Genomic DNA, 18,876 nt, shown 5'->3' on the forward strand with positions numbered 1-18,876 from the left:
GCGGGAGGGCACCGGTGGGGAGTTCCGTGGTGAGGTGCCCGTGGCGGAGTGGACGGCTTCCCTGCGGGCGCTGGGAGGGGCCCGCGTCGACCTGCCCACCTACCCCTTCCAAAACCAGCACTACTGGATCGAGGAGCCCTCCGCGCCCGCGCAGGACCGGCCCGGTGAGGAGACGGAGGCGGAGGCGGAGGCGGGGGCGGAGGCGGGGGCGAGGACGGGCAAGGACGACGGCGCCGCCGGACTGACCGCGATGGCGCCGGCCGAACGCGACCGGGCCCTGACCACGATCGTCCGCCGGGAGACCGCGCAGGTCTTCGGGTACGAGTCCGGGGAGGACGTCGACCTCGCGGACGGCTTCGAGGAACTCGGCATCGACTCCCTGACCGCCGTCGAGCTCCGCAACCGGCTGACCGGGGCCACGGGACTCCGGCTGCCGCCGACGCTGCTGTTCGACTGCCCGACGCCGCTCGCCCTGATCGACCGGCTGCGAGAGGAGATCGGTACCGGCCCCGCCGAAGCCGGAGCCGAGGCTCTCGCCCCGGTCCACGCCGAGCTCGACAGGCTGGAGTCCGCGCTCGCCACCGCTGCCGCCTCCGCCGCCACCGGAGACGGTGCCGGGGAGGCCGCCCGGATCGCCGAGCGGCTGCGGTCGATGCTGCTGGACTGGAACGACCGCGCCGCGCTCGCCGACCCCGGCGCCACGGCCTCCGGCGACCCCTCCGCCGATCTCTCCGGAGCCTCCGCACAGGAGGTCTTCGACCTGCTGGACGCAGAGCTGGAGACCCCATGACCACGTGTCACCGTTCCCGCACGGAGGCCGGAGGACCACATGTCCGACGATGAGAAACTGCTCGACTACCTCAAGCGGGCGACGGCCGACCTGCGCGATACCAGGCGCCGGCTGCGGGAGGCCGAGGACAGGAACCGTGAGCCGATCGCCGTCGTCGGCATGGGCTGCCGCCTGCCCGGCGGTGTGGCCTGCCCCGACGATCTGTGGCGGCTGCTGGTCGAGGAGCGGGACGCGACAGGGGACTTCCCCGACGACCGCGGCTGGGACCTGGACGCCCTGCACGGCGACACCCCCGGGAGCACGGACACCTCCATCACCCGGAGGGGCGGTTTCTGCTACGACGCCCCGCGGTTCGACGCGGAGTTCTTCCGGATCTCCCCGCGCGAGGCGCTGGCGATGGACCCCCAGCAGCGGCTGCTGCTGGAGACCGCGTGGGAGGTCTTCGAGGACGCCGGAATCGATCCCACCACGCTGCGGGGCACCCCCGTCGGGGTGTTCGCCGGGACCCTGCTGCACGACTACGCCTCCGGCGCGAACCCGCCGCAGGACGTACGCGGCCACCTCGGCACCGGTGTGGCGGGCAGTGTGGCGTCCGGCCGGATCTCGTACTTCTTCGGCTTCGAGGGCCCCGCGATCACCGTGGACACCGCGTGCTCCTCCTCACTGGTGGCGCTGCACCTGGCGGTGCAGGCGCTGCGGCGCGGGGAGTGCTCCCTGGCGCTGGCCGGCGGGGTGACGGTGATGGCCACGCCGGGCCCGTTCACGGAGTTCAGCCGCCAGGGGGCCCTGGCGCCCGACGGCCGCCCCAAGTCCTTCGCGGCCGCGGCGGACGGCACCGGCTGGGCCGAGGGCGCGGCCGTCCTTCTCGTCGAGCGGCTGTCGGACGCCCGCCGCAACGGGCATCAGGTGCTGGCCGTCATCCGCGGCTCGGCCGTCAACCAGGACGGCGCCACCAACGGCCTGACCGCCCCGAGCGGAAGGGCGCAGCGGCGGGTGATCGGGCAGGCGCTGGCCGACGCCCGGCTCTCCGCGGCCGAGGTGGACGCGGTGGAGGCGCACGGGACGGGGACGCGGCTGGGCGATCCGATCGAGGCGCAGGCGCTGCTGGCCACCTACGGCCAGGGGCGGGAGGCGGGCCGTCCGCTGTGGCTGGGCTCGCTGAAGTCCAACATCGGCCACACCATGGCCGCGGCCGGAGCGGCGGGCGTGATCAAGATGATCCTGGCCATGCGGCACGGGACGCTGCCCAGGTCACTGCACATCGACGCGCCCTCTCCGCGCATCGACTGGAGCGCGGGGTCGGTGGAACTGCTGACCGAGGCGCGGCAGTGGCCGGAGGCCGGCCGTCCCCGCCGCGCCGGTGTCTCCTCCTTCGGCCTCAGCGGCACCAACGCCCACGTCGTCGTCGAACAGGCGCCGGAGCAGGAGACCGGCCAGGGGCCGGAGCGGAACCCGGAGCAGAGCCCCGGGCAGGACTCCGGCGTGCTTCCCTGGACGCTGTCGGCACACACCCCGCAGGCCCTCCGGGTCCAGGCCGACCGGCTCCTGGCCCATCTGGAGAGCCGTCCCGGTCTCGGCCCCGCCGACGTCGCCCTCTCCCTGGCCACCACCCGCGCCCGTCTCGACCACCGGGCCGTCCTGATCGCCGCCGACCGGGAGGAGCTCCTGGCCCGGCTGAAGGAGCTGGCCACCGCGGAACCGGACGAGACACCCCCCGGCCTGGTGCGGGGAACGGCGGCCGCGGCGGTCGGCGGGCCCGTCTTCGTCTTCCCCGGTCAGGGGGCCCAGTGGGAGGGCATGGCGGCGAAGCTGCTGGAGACCTCCCCGGTGTTCCGTGAGCGGATGCTCCAGTGCGAGGCCGCGCTCGCCCCGCACGTCGGCTGGCGGCTGACCGAGGTGCTGCGGGGCGCGCCCGGCACGCCCCCGCCGGACCGGGTGGACGTCGTCCAGCCGGTGCTGTTCGCCGTGATGGTGTCCCTGGCGGCGCTGTGGCGGGCGTACGGGGTGGAGCCGGCCGCCGTCGTCGGCCACTCCCAGGGGGAGATCGCGGCGGCCTGCGTGGCCGGGGCGCTCACCCTGGAGGACGCCGCCCGGGTCGTGGCCCTGCGCAGCCGGACCCTGACCCGCCTGGCCGGGACCGGCGGTATGGCGTCCGTGCGGCTGCCGGCGGTCGAGGTGGTCGCGCGGCTGGCCGGCGGCGGCCTCGACGACCGGGTGTGCGTCGCGGCGGTCAACGGGCCGCACTCCACCGTCGTCGCGGGAGAGCCGGCCGCGCTGGAGGAGTTCCTCGCCGGGTGCGAGGCCGGGAACGTCCGGGTGCGCCGCGTCCCGGTGGACTACGCCTCGCACTCCCCGCACGTGGAGCGGATCCGGGAGGAACTGGCCGGACTGCTGGCGCCGGTCGCCCCCCGGGAGCCGCGGGTGCCGCTCCACTCCACCGTGGACGGCGAGACGGGCGCAGGCCCCGTCGCCGACGCCGGTTACTGGTACCGCAACCTGCGGCGGACCGTGCGGTTCGAGCAGACCGTCCGTGCGCTCCTGGACGCCGGGCACCGCTTCTTCGTCGAGGTCAGCCCGCACCCGGTACTGGTCACCGGCGTCCAGGAGACCGCCGAGGCGGCCCTGCCGCCCTCCGCTCCCGGCCGGGGGCCCGTCGTGGTGGAGACGCTCCGCCGCGGCGAGGGAGGGCTCGACCGCTTCCTGACCTCCGCCGCCCAGCTGTACGTCCGCGGCGGAGCCGTCGACTGGACGGCGGCACTCGCCGGGCGGCGCCCGCGCCGGATCGCCCTGCCCACCTACGCCTTCCAGCGGCGGCACTACTGGCTGGCGCCCGGCCCGGTGCGGGCGGACGCGCCGCCGTCCCCCGAGCGGTGCCCCGAGGAGGCCGGTCCGCCGCGCGAGGACGTCCCGCCGCACCGGCTGCCGGCCTCCCTCACCCCGGACGAGCGCCTGCGGGAACTGCGGCACCTGGTGCGGGCCCGGGCCGCGGCCGTCCTCGGACACGGCCGCGCCGACGACCTCGACCCCGACCGGTCGCTCCTCGAACTCGGCCTCGACTCCCTGACGGCCGCCCAGCTGCGCGTCCGGCTCGGTGAGGCGACCGGGCTGCGGCTGGCGCCCACCGCGGTCTTCGACCACCCGTCGGCCGACCTGCTCGCCCGCCATCTGGACCAGGCCCTCCAGGAGCGGGGTCCGGAGCCCGCCGGCGGTCCCGGAGAGGCGGAGGGCATGCTGACGCGCCTGTTCCGGCAGGGCTGCGAGCAGGGCCGGCCGGAACAGGCGATGGAACTGCTGGCGGCGGCGGCCCGCCTGGCGCCGTGCTTCGCGCAGCGGTCCCGGACGGCGTACCGGCCCGAGCCGGTCCGGCTCGCCCGGGGAGGCACCGGGCCCGCCGTCGTCTGCTTCCCGTCCCTCGGAGCCGTCTCCGGCCCGCACGAGTACCTGCGGCTGGCCGCCGGGCTCCGGGGCAGCCGCGAGGTGACGGCCCTGCCGCACCTCGGCTACCGGGCGGGCGAGCCGCTGCCGGACAGCCGGGAGGCCGCCGTCGGCGTCCAGACGGAGGCGGTGCTGGAACTGACCGGCGGCCACCCGGCCGTCCTGCTGGGCCGGTCCTCCGGAGGCTGGATCGCCCACGCGGTGGCGCAGGAGCTGGAGCGGCTGGGCTCCCCGGCCGCCGCGGTCGTCCTGCTCGACACCCTCTCGCGGACCGCCGACGACCGCGCCCTGCCGCTGATGCTCTCCCGGCTGTGGCCGGCGGGGGACACCGCCGTCCTCCCGGACGAGACCCGGCTGACCGCGATGGGCGGCTACCTCGCCCTCCACGCCGACTGGGAGCCCGCGGCCCTGAACGGGACCGGCGGCCTGCTGGTACGGGCCCGGGACGCCGTCGACGGCACCTCGGCGGCCCTGCCGGGCTGGGAGTACGCGGACGAGGTGGTGGACGTCCCCGGCGACCACTTCTCCATGCTGGAGGAGCACGCTCCCACCACCGCCCGGGCGGTCGACTCCTGGCTGCGGGGGCGGGGGATGTGACCGGTGTGCCCCGGCCCGGACCGAGACGCTCGGAGCGGGAACCGTCCCCTCACGGGAAGCGCCCCCTCTGCGGCCGGGCAAGGGAACGGCAAGCGGAGAGCCTGTCCCGCCGTGCGGCGGGACGGCAGAATGCTCACGCGGGTCGTCTCGTCGGTGTCCTGGCCGGCCCCGCCCATCACCCCCGGGATCCCCGGCTGGGCCTCCTCCCGTACCGGAGGCCGTCCGGCCGTCCCCGGAATCCCCCGCATCCGACGACCGCGGTCGCGGCTTCCCGTACGGGTGCGCAGAACGAGAGGGAACACGTGAAGAACAGGATCGCCGCCGTGGTCGGCGCCGGTGTGCTGGCCGCCGTCACCGTGGTGGGCGTGCCGGGGCAGGCGTCGGCGCACTACAGCCAGTGCCCGGAGGGCGCGTTCTGCGTCTGGGAGCACTCCGGCTACGAGGGTCGCTTCGCCTACTCCACCGGAGCGCAGCCCAACATCGGCTCCTACATGAACGACCGGATGACCTCCTACTGGAACCGTACGAACGAGTACATCAGCGTCTACAACCACCAGAGTTACGGCTCCTGCATGCTGGTCGTCCCGCCGGGCGGATCCGACGCGGTGGTCGATCCGGCCCTCAACGACCGGATGACCTCCTTCCGTCCCTACCGGTGCACTCCCGGATCGCAGTACTCGGGCTTCTGACCGCCCGGAACCGGCCGGACGGGGGTTTCCGCCCGTGGCCCGCGACCTTCCCGCCGGCACAGTGCCCCGGTCGGTCGCGGGCACCCGGCCCGGACGGAGCCGACCGGTCGTGCCCGGTCCGGACGGCGAAGGCGGCCGATCCGGCCACCGGGAGGCCGTACTCCAGCCGCGCGCGGTGTTCCTGCCGCGCCGCTCCGCCCACCTCCTCCCCGTCCCGGCCGCCGCTCCGGGGGGGGCGGGGACGCCGCGGGAGGCGCCGGCCGGGCAGGTGATGGCCCGCAATCGCCTGCACCGCGCCCACGGCCTCACCCATCCCCACCCCCACCCCCGTCCCCGTCCCCGTCCTCGAGGCTCCTCCCGCTGGGGTCGTGGGGCCGTGGTGAGTCCGGAGCGACTGCCCGCCGGCGGCCGGTCCCTCTCTACCGACACGCGCCTCGATGCCCTCGCGGAGGCAGACGGCCGCCGTGATCCGGTCATGGCTTTGCCCGTCACCCGCAGGACGCCCCTTTGGCCCCTGGCTCTAGAGTCTCCGCGTGGACGTCAGCGACTGGTTCGAGGTCGAGGACCCGCAGGAGTGCGGCGAGGAGCCGTGGGACTTCGACGAGGCGGAACTCGCCTTCCTCGCGGCCCTGCGCGCCCGGGCCGCCGCCTGGCGGGTGCCGTCGGCCCCCAGCGGGGCCGGGCGGCCCGAGGACGGGTCGTCGCTCCTGGCCCACGTCTGTCTCCTCGATGAGTCGCGCCCACTGGTGCTCGGCGAGTGGGCCGTGCACTTCCACGGCACACACGTACGGGCGGGGAAGGTCCGCGACCAGCTCTTCAACCTCCACGAGACGCCCGAGCACGGTCTCCTCCGGGCTTCCGGCACGGTCGAGGAGCTCGCGGAGCGGTGCGCCGCCTGGTTCGAGAGCCTGCTGAGCCGCCCTGTCGTCCGCGCCGAGTGGCCGTCCGAGCGCGGGGGGTACGCGACTCGCTGGGAGTTCGCCGACACGGGGGAGGCCCTGGTGGTGAGCGGCACCGTCCCCGCCGACGGCTCGCCCCCGGCCCGCCGCCTCCCGGTCCGCCCCTGATCCGCCGGACGCGGCACGCTGCCTCGTCCGGGAAGTGCCCCTTCGACGGCAGCGGACAAAACCTTGGGCAGGTCCTGCCGCTGCGGTCCAGGAGCACCTCCCACGTTCTCGATCAGCCGTCGGCCGGTCGCTCCGTGAAAACACGGGGTCGAGCGAGCGCTTGCCCGGCGGCACGGGCGTACGGCGGTTCCGTGCCTGCCCGGACGCATGATCGGATCGGACCGCAGCGGTCGGGTACGGCCGGGATTCCTCCGGCAGGGTTGGCATCGAAAGGAGGCCTCGTGATCTCGGCACTCAACCAGCTTGTCGATCTCGTCGAGGAGCACCTCGCCGAGGAGCTCGACGTCGACGGATTGGCCAGGGGGCTCGGCACGACCGAGTACCACCTGCGCCGGATGTTCTCGTCGTTGGCCGGCATGCCGCTGTCGGAGTACGTGCGCCGGCGCCGCATGACCGTCGCCGCCGCCGACGTCGTCCGGGGTGAGGACGACCTGCTGAGCATCGCCGTCCGGCACGGATACGGCTCGACCGAGGCGTTCGGGCGTGCGTTCCGCGCCGTCCACGGCGCCGGCCCCGGTGACGTGCGCCGCGACGGAGGCCCCTTGCGTACACAACCGCAGCTCAGGTTCCGCCTGACCGTCGAAGGGAGCATCCCCATGGACACCCGCCTCGTAGACCGACCCGCGTTCCGGCTGGTCGGACACGCGACCCGGGTTCCGCTCATCCACCGGGGCGTCAACCCGCACATCCAGCAGCACATCACCGCACTGCCGCAGGAGGCGCATCTCCGGCTGAAGGCCCTCGGCGACACCGAACCGGGCGGCCTGCTGCAGGTCTGCGACGACCTCGACCCCGACGGCGCGGAGGGCAGCGAACTGACCTACCTGCACGGGGTCGCCGTCTCCCGGGACACGCCGGCCCCCGACGACCTCGACGCCATCGAGGTACCGGCCGGCAGGTGGGCGGTCTTCCGCACCACCGGGCCGCACCCGCAGGCCCTGCAGACGACCTGGGCCGCGACCGCGACCGAGTGGTTCCCCTCCAACCCCTGGCGCCTCCGGCCGGGACCCTCGATGGTCGCGGTCCTCGAGCACGCGGACGACTTCAGCACCGCGACCTGCGAGCTGTGGCTGCCCGTCGAACCGGCGTGACGGACTGCGGCCGCGGAACCGGTCCGGATCGCCGGGAAACCCGTTCGGCTGACGCTCGTTGAGTGCGGCGGCACGGTCGGGTGACAGGCCCACAGCGCCCCTCCCACCGGCGCCGTGGGCCTGAACCAGGTGAACGGTCGGCGGCGGCCGGTCCGGGCGACCCGTTCGACACCGCCGCCGTCATCAGCCGGGCGCGGTCCGCGCCGGAGGGCGGCCGCCGTCGCCGAACCGGTCGGGGCGGCTCGGCCCGCACAGACCCCGGTTTCCGTACGGCGGGGTCCACCGGTGCGACGCCGCACCGGGACGGAGGGGGAGACGTTCTATCGTCGGAGCCGTCGAGTGCCCGCGCCGGTGCCGAGGTGGTCGAGTCGAGGCGAAAGGAGCACACCGGTCGAACCGGTCGAACCGGCCGTCCCGGCCGCCCGGTTCGACCCGCGCCACCGGCAGGCACCCGCCGCATCGCCGCCCGCACTCCTCGCAACGACCCGGATCGCCGCCCGACCGGCAACAGGCCGACGACACCGCTTCCCCTACCCGGCAAAGGGACCACACACCATGACCACCCCGCACGCCTTCCCCCTGGAGCCCACCCCGATCCACGTGCCCGACGAGGTCCTCGACGACCTGCGCACCCGTCTCACCCTGACCCGCCCGCCGCTGGATGAAGGGAACGAGGACTGGTCCTACGGCGTCCCGGACAGCTACCTCCGCGAGCTGGTCGCCTACTGGCGGGACGGCTACGACTGGCGCGAGGCCGAGGCCGCCATCAACGCCTACGAGCACTACCGGACGAGCGTCGCCGGTGTCCCGGTGCACTTCATGCGCAAGCCCGGCCGCGGCCCTCGCCCGATCCCGTTGATCCTCACCCACGGCTGGCCGTGGACGTTCTGGCACTGGTCGAAGGTGATCGACCCGCTCGCCGACCCGGCCGCGTTCGGCGGTGACCCCGCCGACGCGTTCGACGTCATCGTGCCCTCCCTGCCCGGCTTCGGTTTCCCCGGCCCGCTCACCGGCTTCCCGGACGTCAACTTCTGGAAGGTCTCCGACCTCTGGCACACCCTGATGACCGAGACCCTGGGATACGAGAAGTACGCCGCCGGGGGCTGCGACATCGGCGGGATCGTCTCCAGCCAGCTCGGCCACAAGTACGCCGACGAGCTGTACGGCATCCACATCGGCTCCGGGCTGCCGCTCGACTTCTTCACCGGCCCCCGCGCCTGGGACTTCGCCCGGAATCGGCCCCTCACCGACGACCAGCCCGCCGACGTCCGCGCCCGCATCATCGAGCTGGACCACCGCTCGGCGTCCCACCTCGCCGTGCACATGCTCGACGGCGCCACCCTGGCCCACGGGCTGAGCGACTCACCCGCCGGACTGCTCGCCTGGCTGCTGGAGCGCTGGAACGCCTGGAGCGACAACGGCGGCGACCTCGAGTCCGTCTTCACCAAGGACGACCTGCTCACCCACGCCACGATCTACTGGGCGAACAACTCCATCGCCACGTCGATGCGTTACTACGCCAACGCCAACCGCTACCCCTGGACACCCGCCCACGACCGCACCCCGGCCGTGCAGGCCCCGGTCGGCCTCACCTTCGTCACGTACGAGAACCCGCCCGGCATCCACAGCGCCGACGAGCGCGTCCGGGCGTTCGAGACCGGCCCGCAGGCCGGCTGGTTCAACCACGTCAACGTCAACGCCCACGACCACGGCGGCCACTTCATCCCCTGGGAGAACCCCGACGCCTGGGTGAGCGACCTGCGCCGCACCTTCCACGGCCGCAGGCCCTGAACGACCCTGCGGACTCGCCCGGCAACGGGCCGGGCAGGCGTTGCCCGGCGGGAGCGTGCGCGTCGGCCGGCCGGCCCGCACCGCCCGCCACGCCGCCTGCCCGAGCCGGCCTCCTCGCAGGAGCCCGCGCTGCCCGCGACCTGCTGTGCGGCTGGTGTCCGAGCCAGGCCCCCGGGCCTGTCCGGCGGCTCGTACGACCCTCGCCGCGTCCGCCGCACCGCGCACCGCGACGCTGCCCGGCCCCGCCGTACCGCTGTGCGCCGGGCACGCGTCGATTCCCACGGCGGGGGTGGTCGTTTACCTCCCTCGCAGGCGCTCCGGCCCCTACCGTAAGCAGGGTGTCCTCAGCGCCTGCTCCTTTATCCGACGGGCCCCCGCCGCCGGGCCGGCGGCAACGGCTGCGGGCACGCTGGGCCGACCGGCACGCTCTGCCCCGGTTCGGCTTCTGGCTGCTCAGCCGGGGCGCTGCCGTGCTCGCGGTGTGCGCGGCCCTGTACGTGCTCAACGGGTTCCTGATCGGCTGGGGAGACGCCTACGACGTACTGATCGGGATCACCTCGCCCGCGACCGTGCGCCCCCAGTGGTGCGCGTGGCCGCTGTCCCTGACCGGCTGGGCTGCTGTCCCCGCCGTCATCGGAGCCGCGGCCGGCTACGTCATCACCGAGCAGATCCAGGCCCACCACGCGCGCGAACTGAACGACGTCCTCGACGAGTTGCGCCGCCTGGCCGAACCACCGCCGCCCCCCTCCTCCGGGAGCGGCGCGTGATCACGTTGCACGACGTCTACGAACAGGGCAACGACACGGTCAGGGCCGCGGTCCTGGCCTTCGGCACCCGCCACCCCGTCGGTCCCGACGGCCCGGACGCCGAACCGGACTGGAAACAGGCGGAGAGATGCTTCACCCGGATCATCGAGACGATCATGGGATCGGCGGCACCCCCTCCACCCGGCAGTACGGACGGCCCCGTACGCCGGGCCGAGAACTCAGCAGTCGGCTTCCTGCTGGCGGCCAACACCCGACCCGACTACCGCTGCCCCATCTGCGTCAAGCGACAACGACCCCCGCTATGAGTTACCGGCCTACCCTGGAGACGTGGTGACGGACGACGAGCGCGAACGACACGCGGCCGCTCTCCGCGGGCTGCTCTACCTCGCCTGTCCCGACGCCCCCGCCACCGCCATCACCACCACCGCGGAAGCCATCGCACAGTACGCGGAGGAAACACCCCACGCACCAGTCCCGCAAGCCGCACACCTCAACCGGCCCAGGAGACCGTCCGCTGTCGATCCGCTGAACCTGGCCGCCGCGAACCTGCGCGGCGCGGACCTGAACGGCGCGCGCCTGTACGGCGCGGAGCTGGGTGGTGCGGACCTGACCGGTGCGGACCTGACCGGCGTGGACCTGACCGTCGCGGAGCTGACCCGCGCGAACCTGTCCGGCGCGAACCTGACCTTCGCGGAGTTGGGTGGTGCGGATCTGACCGGTGCGGACCTGAGCGGCGCGGAGCTGGGTGGTGCGGACCTGACCGGCGCGGACCTGACCTCCGCGGAGTTGCCCGGCGCGAACCTGACCGGCGCGAAGCTGCCCGGCGCGAACCTGCGCGGCACGGATCTGCACGACGCGAACCTGTACGGCGCGAACCTGCACGGTGCGCGCCTGTACGGTGCGGACCTGCGCTACGCGGACCTGACCGGCGCGAGGCTGCCCGACGCGGACCTGCGCGGCGCGGACCTCGCAACCGCTGCGGGCGTGCGGCTTCCAGCGGGGGCGACCTGGGATTCAGACACCCGCTGGCCTGCCTACCTGGCGTCCCTCGTCGTCGAAGAGTCCGACGAGGTGGCTCCGGGCGTCTACCGGGTGCGCGGTGATCAGGCCCGGGACCGGTCGGGTGCGGTACGGAGGTAACGGACCGGCACCGCAACCCGCACCGGTCGGGTCGGAACCGCGTTCCGGTTGCCGTCGGCCGACCACCTGCGACGGCGCTTCCGTACCGTCTGCCAGGGACCGGGGACTTCGCGGGGCAGATCTCCCCGGGGGATGCCGGCGCGGTACCGGTGGATGATCCCTTCGGTGGTGCGACGGTGGTCGGCGAGCGGGCGCCCTGCCTTCCCGGTGTTGTGGGGAGGGCAGGGCGCCGGGCGTGCCCACTGCTCGTCGGTCGGCGGGCGCGTGCGTCCGCTCGGGGTCACCGAGGCCGGTAGGCAGTGACCAGCACGGAGACGGTGACCCGGTCGGGCAGGGGGAGGCCGCCATCGTTCAGGTCCGCACGGCTCACGTGGCGTGCGCTCGGCGTCATCGCCACCAGGTCCACGGCGTCCAGCCCGGTCAAGGTCGCGGGGTACTCGACCCGTTCGGTGGTGACGGCCTCGAAGAAGGGGTCCAGTGCCCGGTGCAGGCGCTGTTCCTTGGCCGGGTCGACCGTGACCATGGCAGGCAACCGGCCGCGCAGCTCGGCCAGGTGCCGCCCGGTGGGACGGACCACGATCAACCGGCCGGTCGGGCGCAGCACGCGGTGGAACTCGGCCGGGTTGCGCGGGGCGAACACGTCCAGCACGACATCGGCCACCCCGTCGGCCAGCGGGAAGGGACGGAAGACGTCCCAGGCCGCCGCGGCGGCTCGGTCGTGAGCACGGGCTGCCGAGCGCAGCGCGCGCACCGATGTGTCCAGCCCCAGACCACGGGCGCCGGGCAACCGGTCGAGTACGCCGGTCAGGTAGTAGCCCGTGCCGCATCCCACGTCCACGACCGTGGCCCGCTCGGACACGGCGTCGGTCGCCAGGCGGGCCCCGACGTCGCGGATGGGCGCGTAGGCGCCGGTGGACAGGAACCGGTCCCGGGCCCGGACCATGGTTGCGTCGTCGCCGCTCGTGGCGCGGGTGCCCGTCAGCAGGCTGGCGTAGCCGTGGCGGGCGACGTCGAAGGTGTGGCCCACCGGGCAGCGCAGTGCGCCGCGGCCGGGGTGCAGGCGGCGCGTGCGGCATGTCGGGCAGCGCAGCACGTCGAGGGACAGTTCGAGGGCAGGGGGAAGCGACACGGGCACGAGGCACTCCTGACAAGGGGTGAAGGGAAGGAACCGTGCCTGCGCGCGCTCAGGGCGTCACTGCCTCGGGAGGGAACGGGCAGCGCCGGGAACGTGGTTCACGTGGCAGGCACGCCAAGGAGGGCGACGCCGTCCGGCATCGCCCTCAGCGCCTTCCGATCACAGGAAGCAGCAGTGCGGGGTGCTCATGAATGCCACGTCATGAGTCTACGAGCATCGGCGAAGCCCTTCGTGTCCCACCGGACTCGGGAGACGCGACCTGGGAGAGCCGTCGCCGGGCGGGTCCCTGGCGGATGAGCGAGCGGATCGCCGACAGCGCGCCTCGGCTGCCCGGGCGCCGGGGCAGGCCGGAGGACGGGCGGTGGTGCTGATCCCGCACCGTGCGCCGGGCATGGCGGGAACCACGCTTCCGCCGGACTACCTGCGCGTCCCCGTCGTCGGGCGGGCGCCGGTCGAGGAGGGCTTCGCCCACCTCAGGAGCCGGCGGGCCCCGACCGAACTCCGCACCGGCCCCGTCAAAGCGTCCCGCCCCCGGCGCGCCTTGCCTGTGCCGAGGAACCTCGGAGTCAGCCGCTGACAGGCGATCCACCCCATAGGCCTGCGGCCCCCGACTTGATAGGCAAGTAAATACTTGCCTATCCTGTGGTCGTGGCCGACGACCTCTTCAAAGCCCTGGCCGACCCCACCCGCCGCATCATCCTCGACGAGCTCACGGAGAAGTCCGGACAGACACTGTTCGAGATCTGCTCGCGACTGAGCATGAAGCACCAGCTCGGCATCTCGCGACAGGCGGTCTCCCAGCACCTCGCCCTGCTGGAGGCCGCCGGGCTCGTCGAGACCAGACGGGAGGGCCGCTACAAGTTCCACGACCTCAACACAGCCCCGCTGCGGCAGATAACCGAACGATGGCCCATGCCCAACCCACCCGGACCGGAGAAGAGCACTCCATGAAGATCCATCTGACCAGCGTCTTCGTCGACGACCAGGCCAAGGCCGAGCACTTCTACACCGACATCCTCGGCTTCGTGAAGAAGCACGACGTCCCGCTGGGCGAGGAGGCCCGGTGGCTGACCGTCGTCGCGCCCGACGAGCCCGACGGCACCGAACTCCTCCTGGAGCCCGCCGGCCACCCGGCCGTCAAGCCCTACCGCGACGCGCTCGTCAAGGACGGCATCCCGCTCGCCCAGTTCGCCGTCGCCGACGTGGAGGCGGAGTACGAGCGCCTGCACGCCCTCGGCGTTCGCTTCACCCAGGAGCCCCTGACGATGGGCCCGGTCACCACCGCCGTCTTCGACGACACCTGCGGCAACCTGATCCAGATCGCAGCACAGCAGCGGTAAGCGGTCGGCCTCGAGCGGGGGTCCGGCCGCCACGGCGACCGGACCCCCGCCCCGAAGTCCGTCAACGGCGTGAACACACAACGGACGACGACCGCCGGCCCGGCGGCCACGCACAGCCACTCCCTCGTGCGACCGCGCGCGGGGAATCCGCGAACCGGCCACCCACCGCCCGCCCCCGCCGTCGAATGACCTACTCCGCAGACCACCGCGCACGACCAGCGCGAGCCCCCCGAGCGCCGGCCGCACCGGCCCTTTCGCCCGCGACTCCAAGTCGGCGGAGGCTCCTGATAGGACTCCGTTGGGTCTGTCTCGATCTTGGTGTCGTGTGTGTCCTGCTGTGCAGGGGGCGGTGGCGGGTGGTGCAGGTGCCGGTCCGGCACCTCAGGATGTCCTGGAGGGCGTCGAGGATCTGGTAGAGCGTGAGTCCGCGGTACCGGCTCTCGGGACCAGGCGCTGTTCGGTGAGGAACGCGTGGGCGGTGGTGACGAGGGTGACGTGGTGGTGTCAGCCGAGCCGGGACCGGCCTTCGAAGTGCTCCAGGCCCAGGCCGTGCTTGAGCTCGCGGTAGTCGTGCTCGATGTGTCGGCGGACCTTGGCCAGCCGGACCAGGTCGGCGATCGGGGCGTCGGCCGGCAGGCTGGGCAGCCAGTAGTCAGCGGAAGCCTAGGCGTCGGCCGCGACCACGGGCGGGCTCATGCACCAGCCGGCCAGGGTGTCGGGCATGTCCGGCGCCGGCCGCCACTTCTCGCGGTGCCTGGCTCCTGACGGGACGCGGGCGAGGACCCGGCGGGCGCGTGGATGGTGTGGCGTCCGCGAGGTCTGGAGGGGCCGGGGGCTTCTATCGGGTCTTCCGCACGTGGGTGGTGTCGGCGTCGAGGGGGGTGCCGTCGGCGGTGGACGGCGTGAATTCCGGTACCGGGATGCCGTGCCGGTCGACGAGGGTGGAGTGAGTCTCGCCGGGAGCGAAGGCATGACGTTCCCCCCACTGGCGCAGGGTGAGGACGACGGGGAAGAGGGCGCGGCCGGCGTCGGTGAGCACGTACTCCTGGCGGCGGCCCGACGGTGCGGTGCGCCGGGCGAGGAGTCCGTGAGCGGTGAGCTTGCGGAGGCGGTCGGTGAGGATGTTGCGGGCGATGCCGGTGCGTCGCTGGAACTCGGTGAACGACCGTGCCCCGTCCATCGCGTCGCGGATGACGAGAAGGCTCCACCGGTCGCCGACGAGGTCGAGCGTGCGGGCGACGGGGCAGTCGGGGTCGGTCCAGCCGGTGTCCGGGGCGCGCCCGGTGCTGCGTGACATGCCACCTCCCATGGGTTGCAGATTGAAACCATCATGCCGTACCGTCAAAACAGTTGCGATTTGCTACTGATCGGGATCGGGGCGTAATGGACGTATGGCGGCGGCTGCTGCTCGCGGTGGTGTGTGGCGTCGCTGTGGCGAGCCTCTATGCCGCACAACCGGTCCTGGAGCCGATGGGACGCGACCTCGGTGTGCCGGCAGAACTCACCGGATGGATCGTCGCGACCGGACAGGTCGGCTACCTGGCAGGACTGGTGCTGCTGGTGCCGCTCGGCGACACGGTCGACAGGCGCCGGCTCATCGCCGTGCACCTGGCGGTCACCGCAGCCGCCATGGTCCTGACGGCTGTGGCGTCGGCCGCGTGGGTGGCGTTCGCGGGGCTCGCGCTGGCCGGGGTGTTCGCGGTCGTGGTGCAGACCACGGTGGCCTACGCCGCGTCGGTCTCGGCGCCCGCCGAACGCGGACGGAACATCGGTGTCGTGACCTCGGGTGTCGTGGTCGGCATCCTGGGTGCGCGGGTCGTCGCCGGCGCGCTCGCCGACGTGTGGGGCTGGCGGAGCGTCTATGCCGTGCTCGCGGCGCTGTCACTCGGGCTCGCGGCCCTCGTCCTCGCCGCACTGCCGTCGGAGGAGCGCCCCGGCCCGCCCGCGGGGTACAGGCAGGTCGTCGCCTCGCTCGGCGGACTGTTCGGGCAGCGCCTCTTCCTGACGCGCGGACTCATCGCGTTCTTCCTGTTCGCGTCCTTCGGAACCCTGTGGAGCGGGCTGTCGCTGCCGCTGATGGACACGCCGTGGCAATTGAGCGAGAGTCAGGTCGGACTGTTCGGCATCGCCGGGCTGGCCGGTGCACTCGGCGCGGCACGTGCCGGACGGTGGGCGGACGCAGGACGGGCGGTCCCGGTCACCGGTCTCGCGCTCGCCCTGCTGATCCTCTCGTGGGCGGCGATCGCACAGATGCCGTGGTCGCTGTGGCTCCTCATCGCCGGCATCGTGGTCCTCGACTTCGCGGTCCAGTCCGTACACGTGAGCAACCAGCATCTGCTCACCACCGCGCATCCGGACCGGGTCAGCAGCGTCATCGGGGGCCACATGGTCTTCTACTCGCTCGGCTCCGCTCTCGGCGCAGCCGCGACCACCGCCGTCTTCACCGCCGGCGGCTGGGCGGGATCCAGTCTCCTCGGGGCCGGGTTCGCGGCCTGCGCGCTGGCCGTCTGGGCGACCGACAGGCGACCGCGTCGCGGTAACGCGAATCCCCTGTCCGACACCGCAGGCGCGCGCCGACCCCGGACGGAGACGCAAGGAGCAGGCCGGGCCGGACACCTGACGAACGACTCCAAAGTGCCCTGATCCACCCCTCGCCGTCGTCGAGGCCACCGCCCGCCAGGCGCTCCGGACGACCGGGAGCCGGTACACCCTGATCGGCGATCCGCTCTGCGAAGTCACCCCTCCCGCCGGGCTTGAGGGGCGGCCCCGCCGGGTCCGATCCTCAATCCCCGACCACCAGGGGGCGGCAGCCTCCCCGTTCCTGGTCCCGGCGGCCGCCGCACCGGTCACCGAACGCATCGGCCTCGGGCCCTACGCGGCCAACGCCGGAGTGCGCGAGCCGCTGCCGCTTGCCTCTGACCTCGCGACCCTGGACGTCGTCTCGGGTGGTCGGGCCCGGCCGGCGCCGGGCGCCGGGCACACTCTCGCCGAGCGGGCCGTGATCGGCTTGCGGCGCCCCGACGTTAGCGGGCGCGTACGGCGCTTCACCGCTGCGGCCGAGGCGTGCCGCGCGCTACCGACGGAGGAGGTGACCCTCGACGGCCCGGAGGTGTGTGCCCGGTCGGCTCGGCCGGACGGTCCGCGCACGGTACAGGACCGGGTGCCGTTCACTTTCGGCGGCGGTAACTCCACCCTGCTGCGCTGGGCGGGCGAGCATCAGCCGGGCGCCGGCGTCGATGACGACCCGGTGGTTGGTGGAGTAGCGGTAGTCCTTGCCGGAGGCGGCCACCGTCCGGTCGCGGGCGGGCACCAGCGCGCCGTCCATGATGAGTACCGTGTGTGCGGTACCACCGCCGTGGCCGGAGAGCGAGAGCCGGCCCGAAGTGGGCGACGATCCGGTCGGCCGCCGACGCCGAGACCCCGAACAGCGGGGCGAGCCGGTGCAGGGTGAGGTTGGTGCGTCAGTACCCCCACCGGCAGCACCCGGTCTTCCAGCGGCCGGCCCCGGCGGCCCGGACCGGTGCCCTCGCGCCGCGGCGCGGCGATGGGCTTGCCGAGCCACCGCGGACTCAGCCCGGCGAACGGGGTTGTCCAGGACCGCTCCGACGCCGTCTGGGCATCACCGGCAACCCCGACGATCACGGAACTTGGCCGAACCCTGTCCAGTGGTGGGTGAAAACGGGAGGCCGCGCGGGCCTCTCATCCGTCCGGGCGGGTGGTATGCGTCACTCGGGATGCCAGTAGAGCCCCCGTTCCCTTATCAGGTGGCCGTCGTCCACCAGACGGCGGCGCAGGCGCGCGAAGTCCTCGGTGAACATGCGGCACACCTCGGAGACCTGCGTCTCGTCGTACTTCACGCCCGAACGGAACTGCCGCGCGATGGAGGCCAGGCAGGCGGGGTCCTCCAGTTCGCTGTCGCCGAGCGGGCCGTACCGGCGGCCGCCCGCGGCCCGTACGGCGTCCCAGGCCCCCGGGTTCTCGCGCAGCTCCCCGGCTTCGGAGATGACCAGCCCGGCGGCGACGAGACGGGACACGGTGCGGCCGATGTCGCGGGCGGGGCGGCCGGTGCGCTCGGCCACCTGCGCCGGACTGGTGGCTCCGGCACAGACGTGGGCGTAGACGGAACGGGCCACCGGGTCGCCCATGATGTTGAGCAGGGAGCGTGCCGCGGCCTCGCGTTCCAGGTGAGAGCCGCCGATGCCGGTGGTCTCGAAGCGGATGGGCGCCTCCCCGATCTCGGTCATCTCGCGCTGGAAGGTGGAGGCCCGCGGGGCCCGTTCGCCCTCCAGGCGCTTGCGCATGATCCCGATGCCGGTCTGGCGGTACTTGTGGCGTTCGGGAACAGTCAGGAACTCGTACGAACCGTCATAACGGGAACAGATCTCCTCCCACACCGGCGAGCGGACCGTGCGGACGGCGTTGCCCTGCGCCGTTCCGACTGTGGTGGTCATCATCGGTTCATGCAGGCACAGGAACCCGCCCGGTCGCAGCCGCGGCCACAGCCGGGCGAGGAAGCGCACGTCGTCGGTAGGGGTGCCGGCGTCCACCCAGGCCAGGTCGATCCCGCCCCAGCCGTCGAGCTCGTCGTCGGGCAGGCGGAAGAAGTCCGACCGCACGAAGGACACGAAGGAGGCGTCCCCGTGCTCGGCCCGCAGCAGCTTCCAGGCGAGCTCGGCGGACGATCCCTCGCCGGAGAAGTCGTCGACGGTCACCAGGCGCGGCTCGTACGGGGAGGCGAGCGCGGGCGGGTACAGCAGGGCGCCGCGTTCGCTCCAGCTTCCCGACGCGGCCAGTGCGGCGTCCTCGGCGTGGGCGTCCCTGGCCTGCCGCAGAGCACGGGCCAGGGCCAGGGTGCTGTCGCCCGCGCCGATTTCGACGACCAGGGCAGGGCGCGACGCCAGCACGAGCGACGCCAGCACGTGGCAGGCGTTCTCCGTGCCCATGCCGGGGCGGATGGGTGTCACCGTTGCCTCG

General features: G+C 73.5%; 15 protein-coding genes and 4 pseudogenes. 13 read left to right on the forward strand and 6 right to left on the reverse strand.

Annotation, left to right across the window (positions count from 1 at the left end; translation table 11 throughout):
• From QC029_RS13585 to QC029_RS13625, 9 genes are all read left to right on the forward strand, one after another.
• Positions 1 to 790: phosphopantetheine-binding protein (locus QC029_RS13585; protein WP_279555891.1), on the forward strand; the 790-nt coding region annotated here is incomplete at its 5' end.
• A gap of 39 nt (positions 791 to 829) precedes the next feature.
• Complete coding sequence (locus tag QC029_RS13590; RefSeq protein WP_279555892.1) at positions 830 to 4,822, forward strand: type I polyketide synthase; 3,993 nt, start codon at positions 830 to 832, stop codon at positions 4,820 to 4,822.
• Positions 4,823 to 5,124: 302 nt separating this feature from the next.
• Positions 5,125 to 5,511 carry a peptidase inhibitor family I36 protein gene (locus tag QC029_RS13595; protein ID WP_279555893.1) on the forward strand — a complete coding sequence of 129 codons (387 nt, stop codon included), beginning with the start codon at positions 5,125 to 5,127 and terminating at the stop codon, positions 5,509 to 5,511.
• A 533-nt stretch (positions 5,512 to 6,044) separates the two neighbouring features.
• Positions 6,045 to 6,578 carry a hypothetical protein gene (locus QC029_RS13600; protein WP_279555894.1) on the forward strand — a complete coding sequence of 178 codons (534 nt, stop codon included), beginning with the start codon at positions 6,045 to 6,047 and terminating at the stop codon, positions 6,576 to 6,578.
• Between the two features lie 281 nt (positions 6,579 to 6,859).
• Positions 6,860 to 7,729 (forward strand): AraC family transcriptional regulator, encoded by an 870-nt coding sequence (locus tag QC029_RS13605; RefSeq protein ID WP_279555895.1) that lies wholly within the window; start codon positions 6,860 to 6,862, stop codon positions 7,727 to 7,729.
• 555 nt (positions 7,730 to 8,284) lie between these two features.
• On the forward strand, positions 8,285 to 9,520 hold the full coding sequence (locus tag QC029_RS13610; RefSeq protein WP_279555896.1) for an epoxide hydrolase family protein: 1,236 nt from the start codon (positions 8,285 to 8,287) through the stop codon (positions 9,518 to 9,520).
• 338 nt (positions 9,521 to 9,858) lie between these two features.
• Positions 9,859 to 10,287, forward strand: a complete 429-nt coding sequence (locus QC029_RS13615) for a DUF6313 family protein (RefSeq protein WP_279555897.1) — start codon at positions 9,859 to 9,861, stop codon at positions 10,285 to 10,287.
• Positions 10,284 to 10,592, forward strand: a complete 309-nt coding sequence (locus tag QC029_RS13620; protein WP_279555898.1) for a hypothetical protein — start codon at positions 10,284 to 10,286, stop codon at positions 10,590 to 10,592. The genes QC029_RS13615 and QC029_RS13620 overlap by 4 nt, the downstream gene beginning before the upstream one ends.
• A gap of 22 nt (positions 10,593 to 10,614) precedes the next feature.
• Positions 10,615 to 11,427 (forward strand): pentapeptide repeat-containing protein, encoded by an 813-nt coding sequence (locus QC029_RS13625; RefSeq protein ID WP_279555899.1) that lies wholly within the window; start codon positions 10,615 to 10,617, stop codon positions 11,425 to 11,427.
• Positions 11,428 to 11,477: 50 nt separating this feature from the next.
• Here QC029_RS13625 and QC029_RS13630 read toward each other — a convergent pair.
• Positions 11,478 to 11,711: pseudogene (locus QC029_RS13630) on the reverse strand (transposase); the annotation flags it as partial.
• Positions 11,708 to 12,562: a methyltransferase domain-containing protein gene (locus tag QC029_RS13635; protein ID WP_279555900.1), complete on the reverse strand. Its 855-nt coding sequence runs from the start codon at positions 12,560 to 12,562 to the stop codon at positions 11,708 to 11,710. The pseudogene QC029_RS13630 and the gene QC029_RS13635, both read right to left, overlap by 4 nt.
• A 648-nt stretch (positions 12,563 to 13,210) precedes the next feature.
• Between QC029_RS13635 and QC029_RS13640 the strand changes: the two genes are divergently transcribed.
• Positions 13,211 to 13,513 (forward strand): helix-turn-helix transcriptional regulator, encoded by a 303-nt coding sequence (locus QC029_RS13640; RefSeq protein WP_279555901.1) that lies wholly within the window; start codon positions 13,211 to 13,213, stop codon positions 13,511 to 13,513.
• Positions 13,510 to 13,902, forward strand: a complete 393-nt coding sequence (locus tag QC029_RS13645) for a VOC family protein (RefSeq protein ID WP_279555902.1) — start codon at positions 13,510 to 13,512, stop codon at positions 13,900 to 13,902. Before QC029_RS13640 ends, QC029_RS13645 begins: the two co-directional genes overlap by 4 nt.
• A 381-nt stretch (positions 13,903 to 14,283) precedes the next feature.
• Here the strand turns inward: QC029_RS13645 and QC029_RS13650 are convergent.
• Both QC029_RS13650 and QC029_RS13655 read right to left on the reverse strand, forming a co-directional pair.
• Positions 14,284 to 14,556, reverse strand: a pseudogene (locus QC029_RS13650) (IS701 family transposase); the annotation flags it as partial.
• Positions 14,557 to 14,740: 184 nt separating this feature from the next.
• Entirely contained in the window at positions 14,741 to 15,199 is a 459-nt protein-coding gene (locus tag QC029_RS13655; protein WP_279555903.1) for a helix-turn-helix domain-containing protein, read from the reverse strand.
• A gap of 86 nt (positions 15,200 to 15,285) precedes the next feature.
• On the opposite strand from QC029_RS13655, the gene QC029_RS13660 reads away from it, so the two are divergent.
• Complete coding sequence (locus QC029_RS13660) at positions 15,286 to 16,545, forward strand: MFS transporter (protein WP_279555904.1); 1,260 nt, start codon at positions 15,286 to 15,288, stop codon at positions 16,543 to 16,545.
• Positions 16,546 to 16,723: 178 nt separating this feature from the next.
• Positions 16,724 to 17,062 (forward strand): annotated as a pseudogene (locus QC029_RS13665) (LLM class flavin-dependent oxidoreductase); the annotation flags it as partial.
• Between the two features lie 42 nt (positions 17,063 to 17,104).
• Here the strand turns inward: QC029_RS13665 and QC029_RS13670 are convergent.
• Positions 17,105 to 17,541, reverse strand: a pseudogene (locus QC029_RS13670) (transposase family protein); the annotation flags it as partial.
• An 86-nt stretch (positions 17,542 to 17,627) separates the two neighbouring features.
• The gene (locus tag QC029_RS13675) at positions 17,628 to 18,866 is read right to left on the reverse strand and encodes a DUF2087 domain-containing protein (RefSeq protein WP_279555905.1); all 1,239 of its coding nucleotides are present in this window, start codon (positions 18,864 to 18,866) and stop codon (positions 17,628 to 17,630) included.
• Positions 18,867 to 18,876 lie beyond the last annotated feature (10 nt).

It is taken from the genome of Streptomyces sp. DH37 (genome assembly GCF_029813835.1).
In the GTDB taxonomy this organism is placed as follows: Bacteria; Actinomycetota; Actinomycetes; order Streptomycetales; family Streptomycetaceae; genus Streptomyces.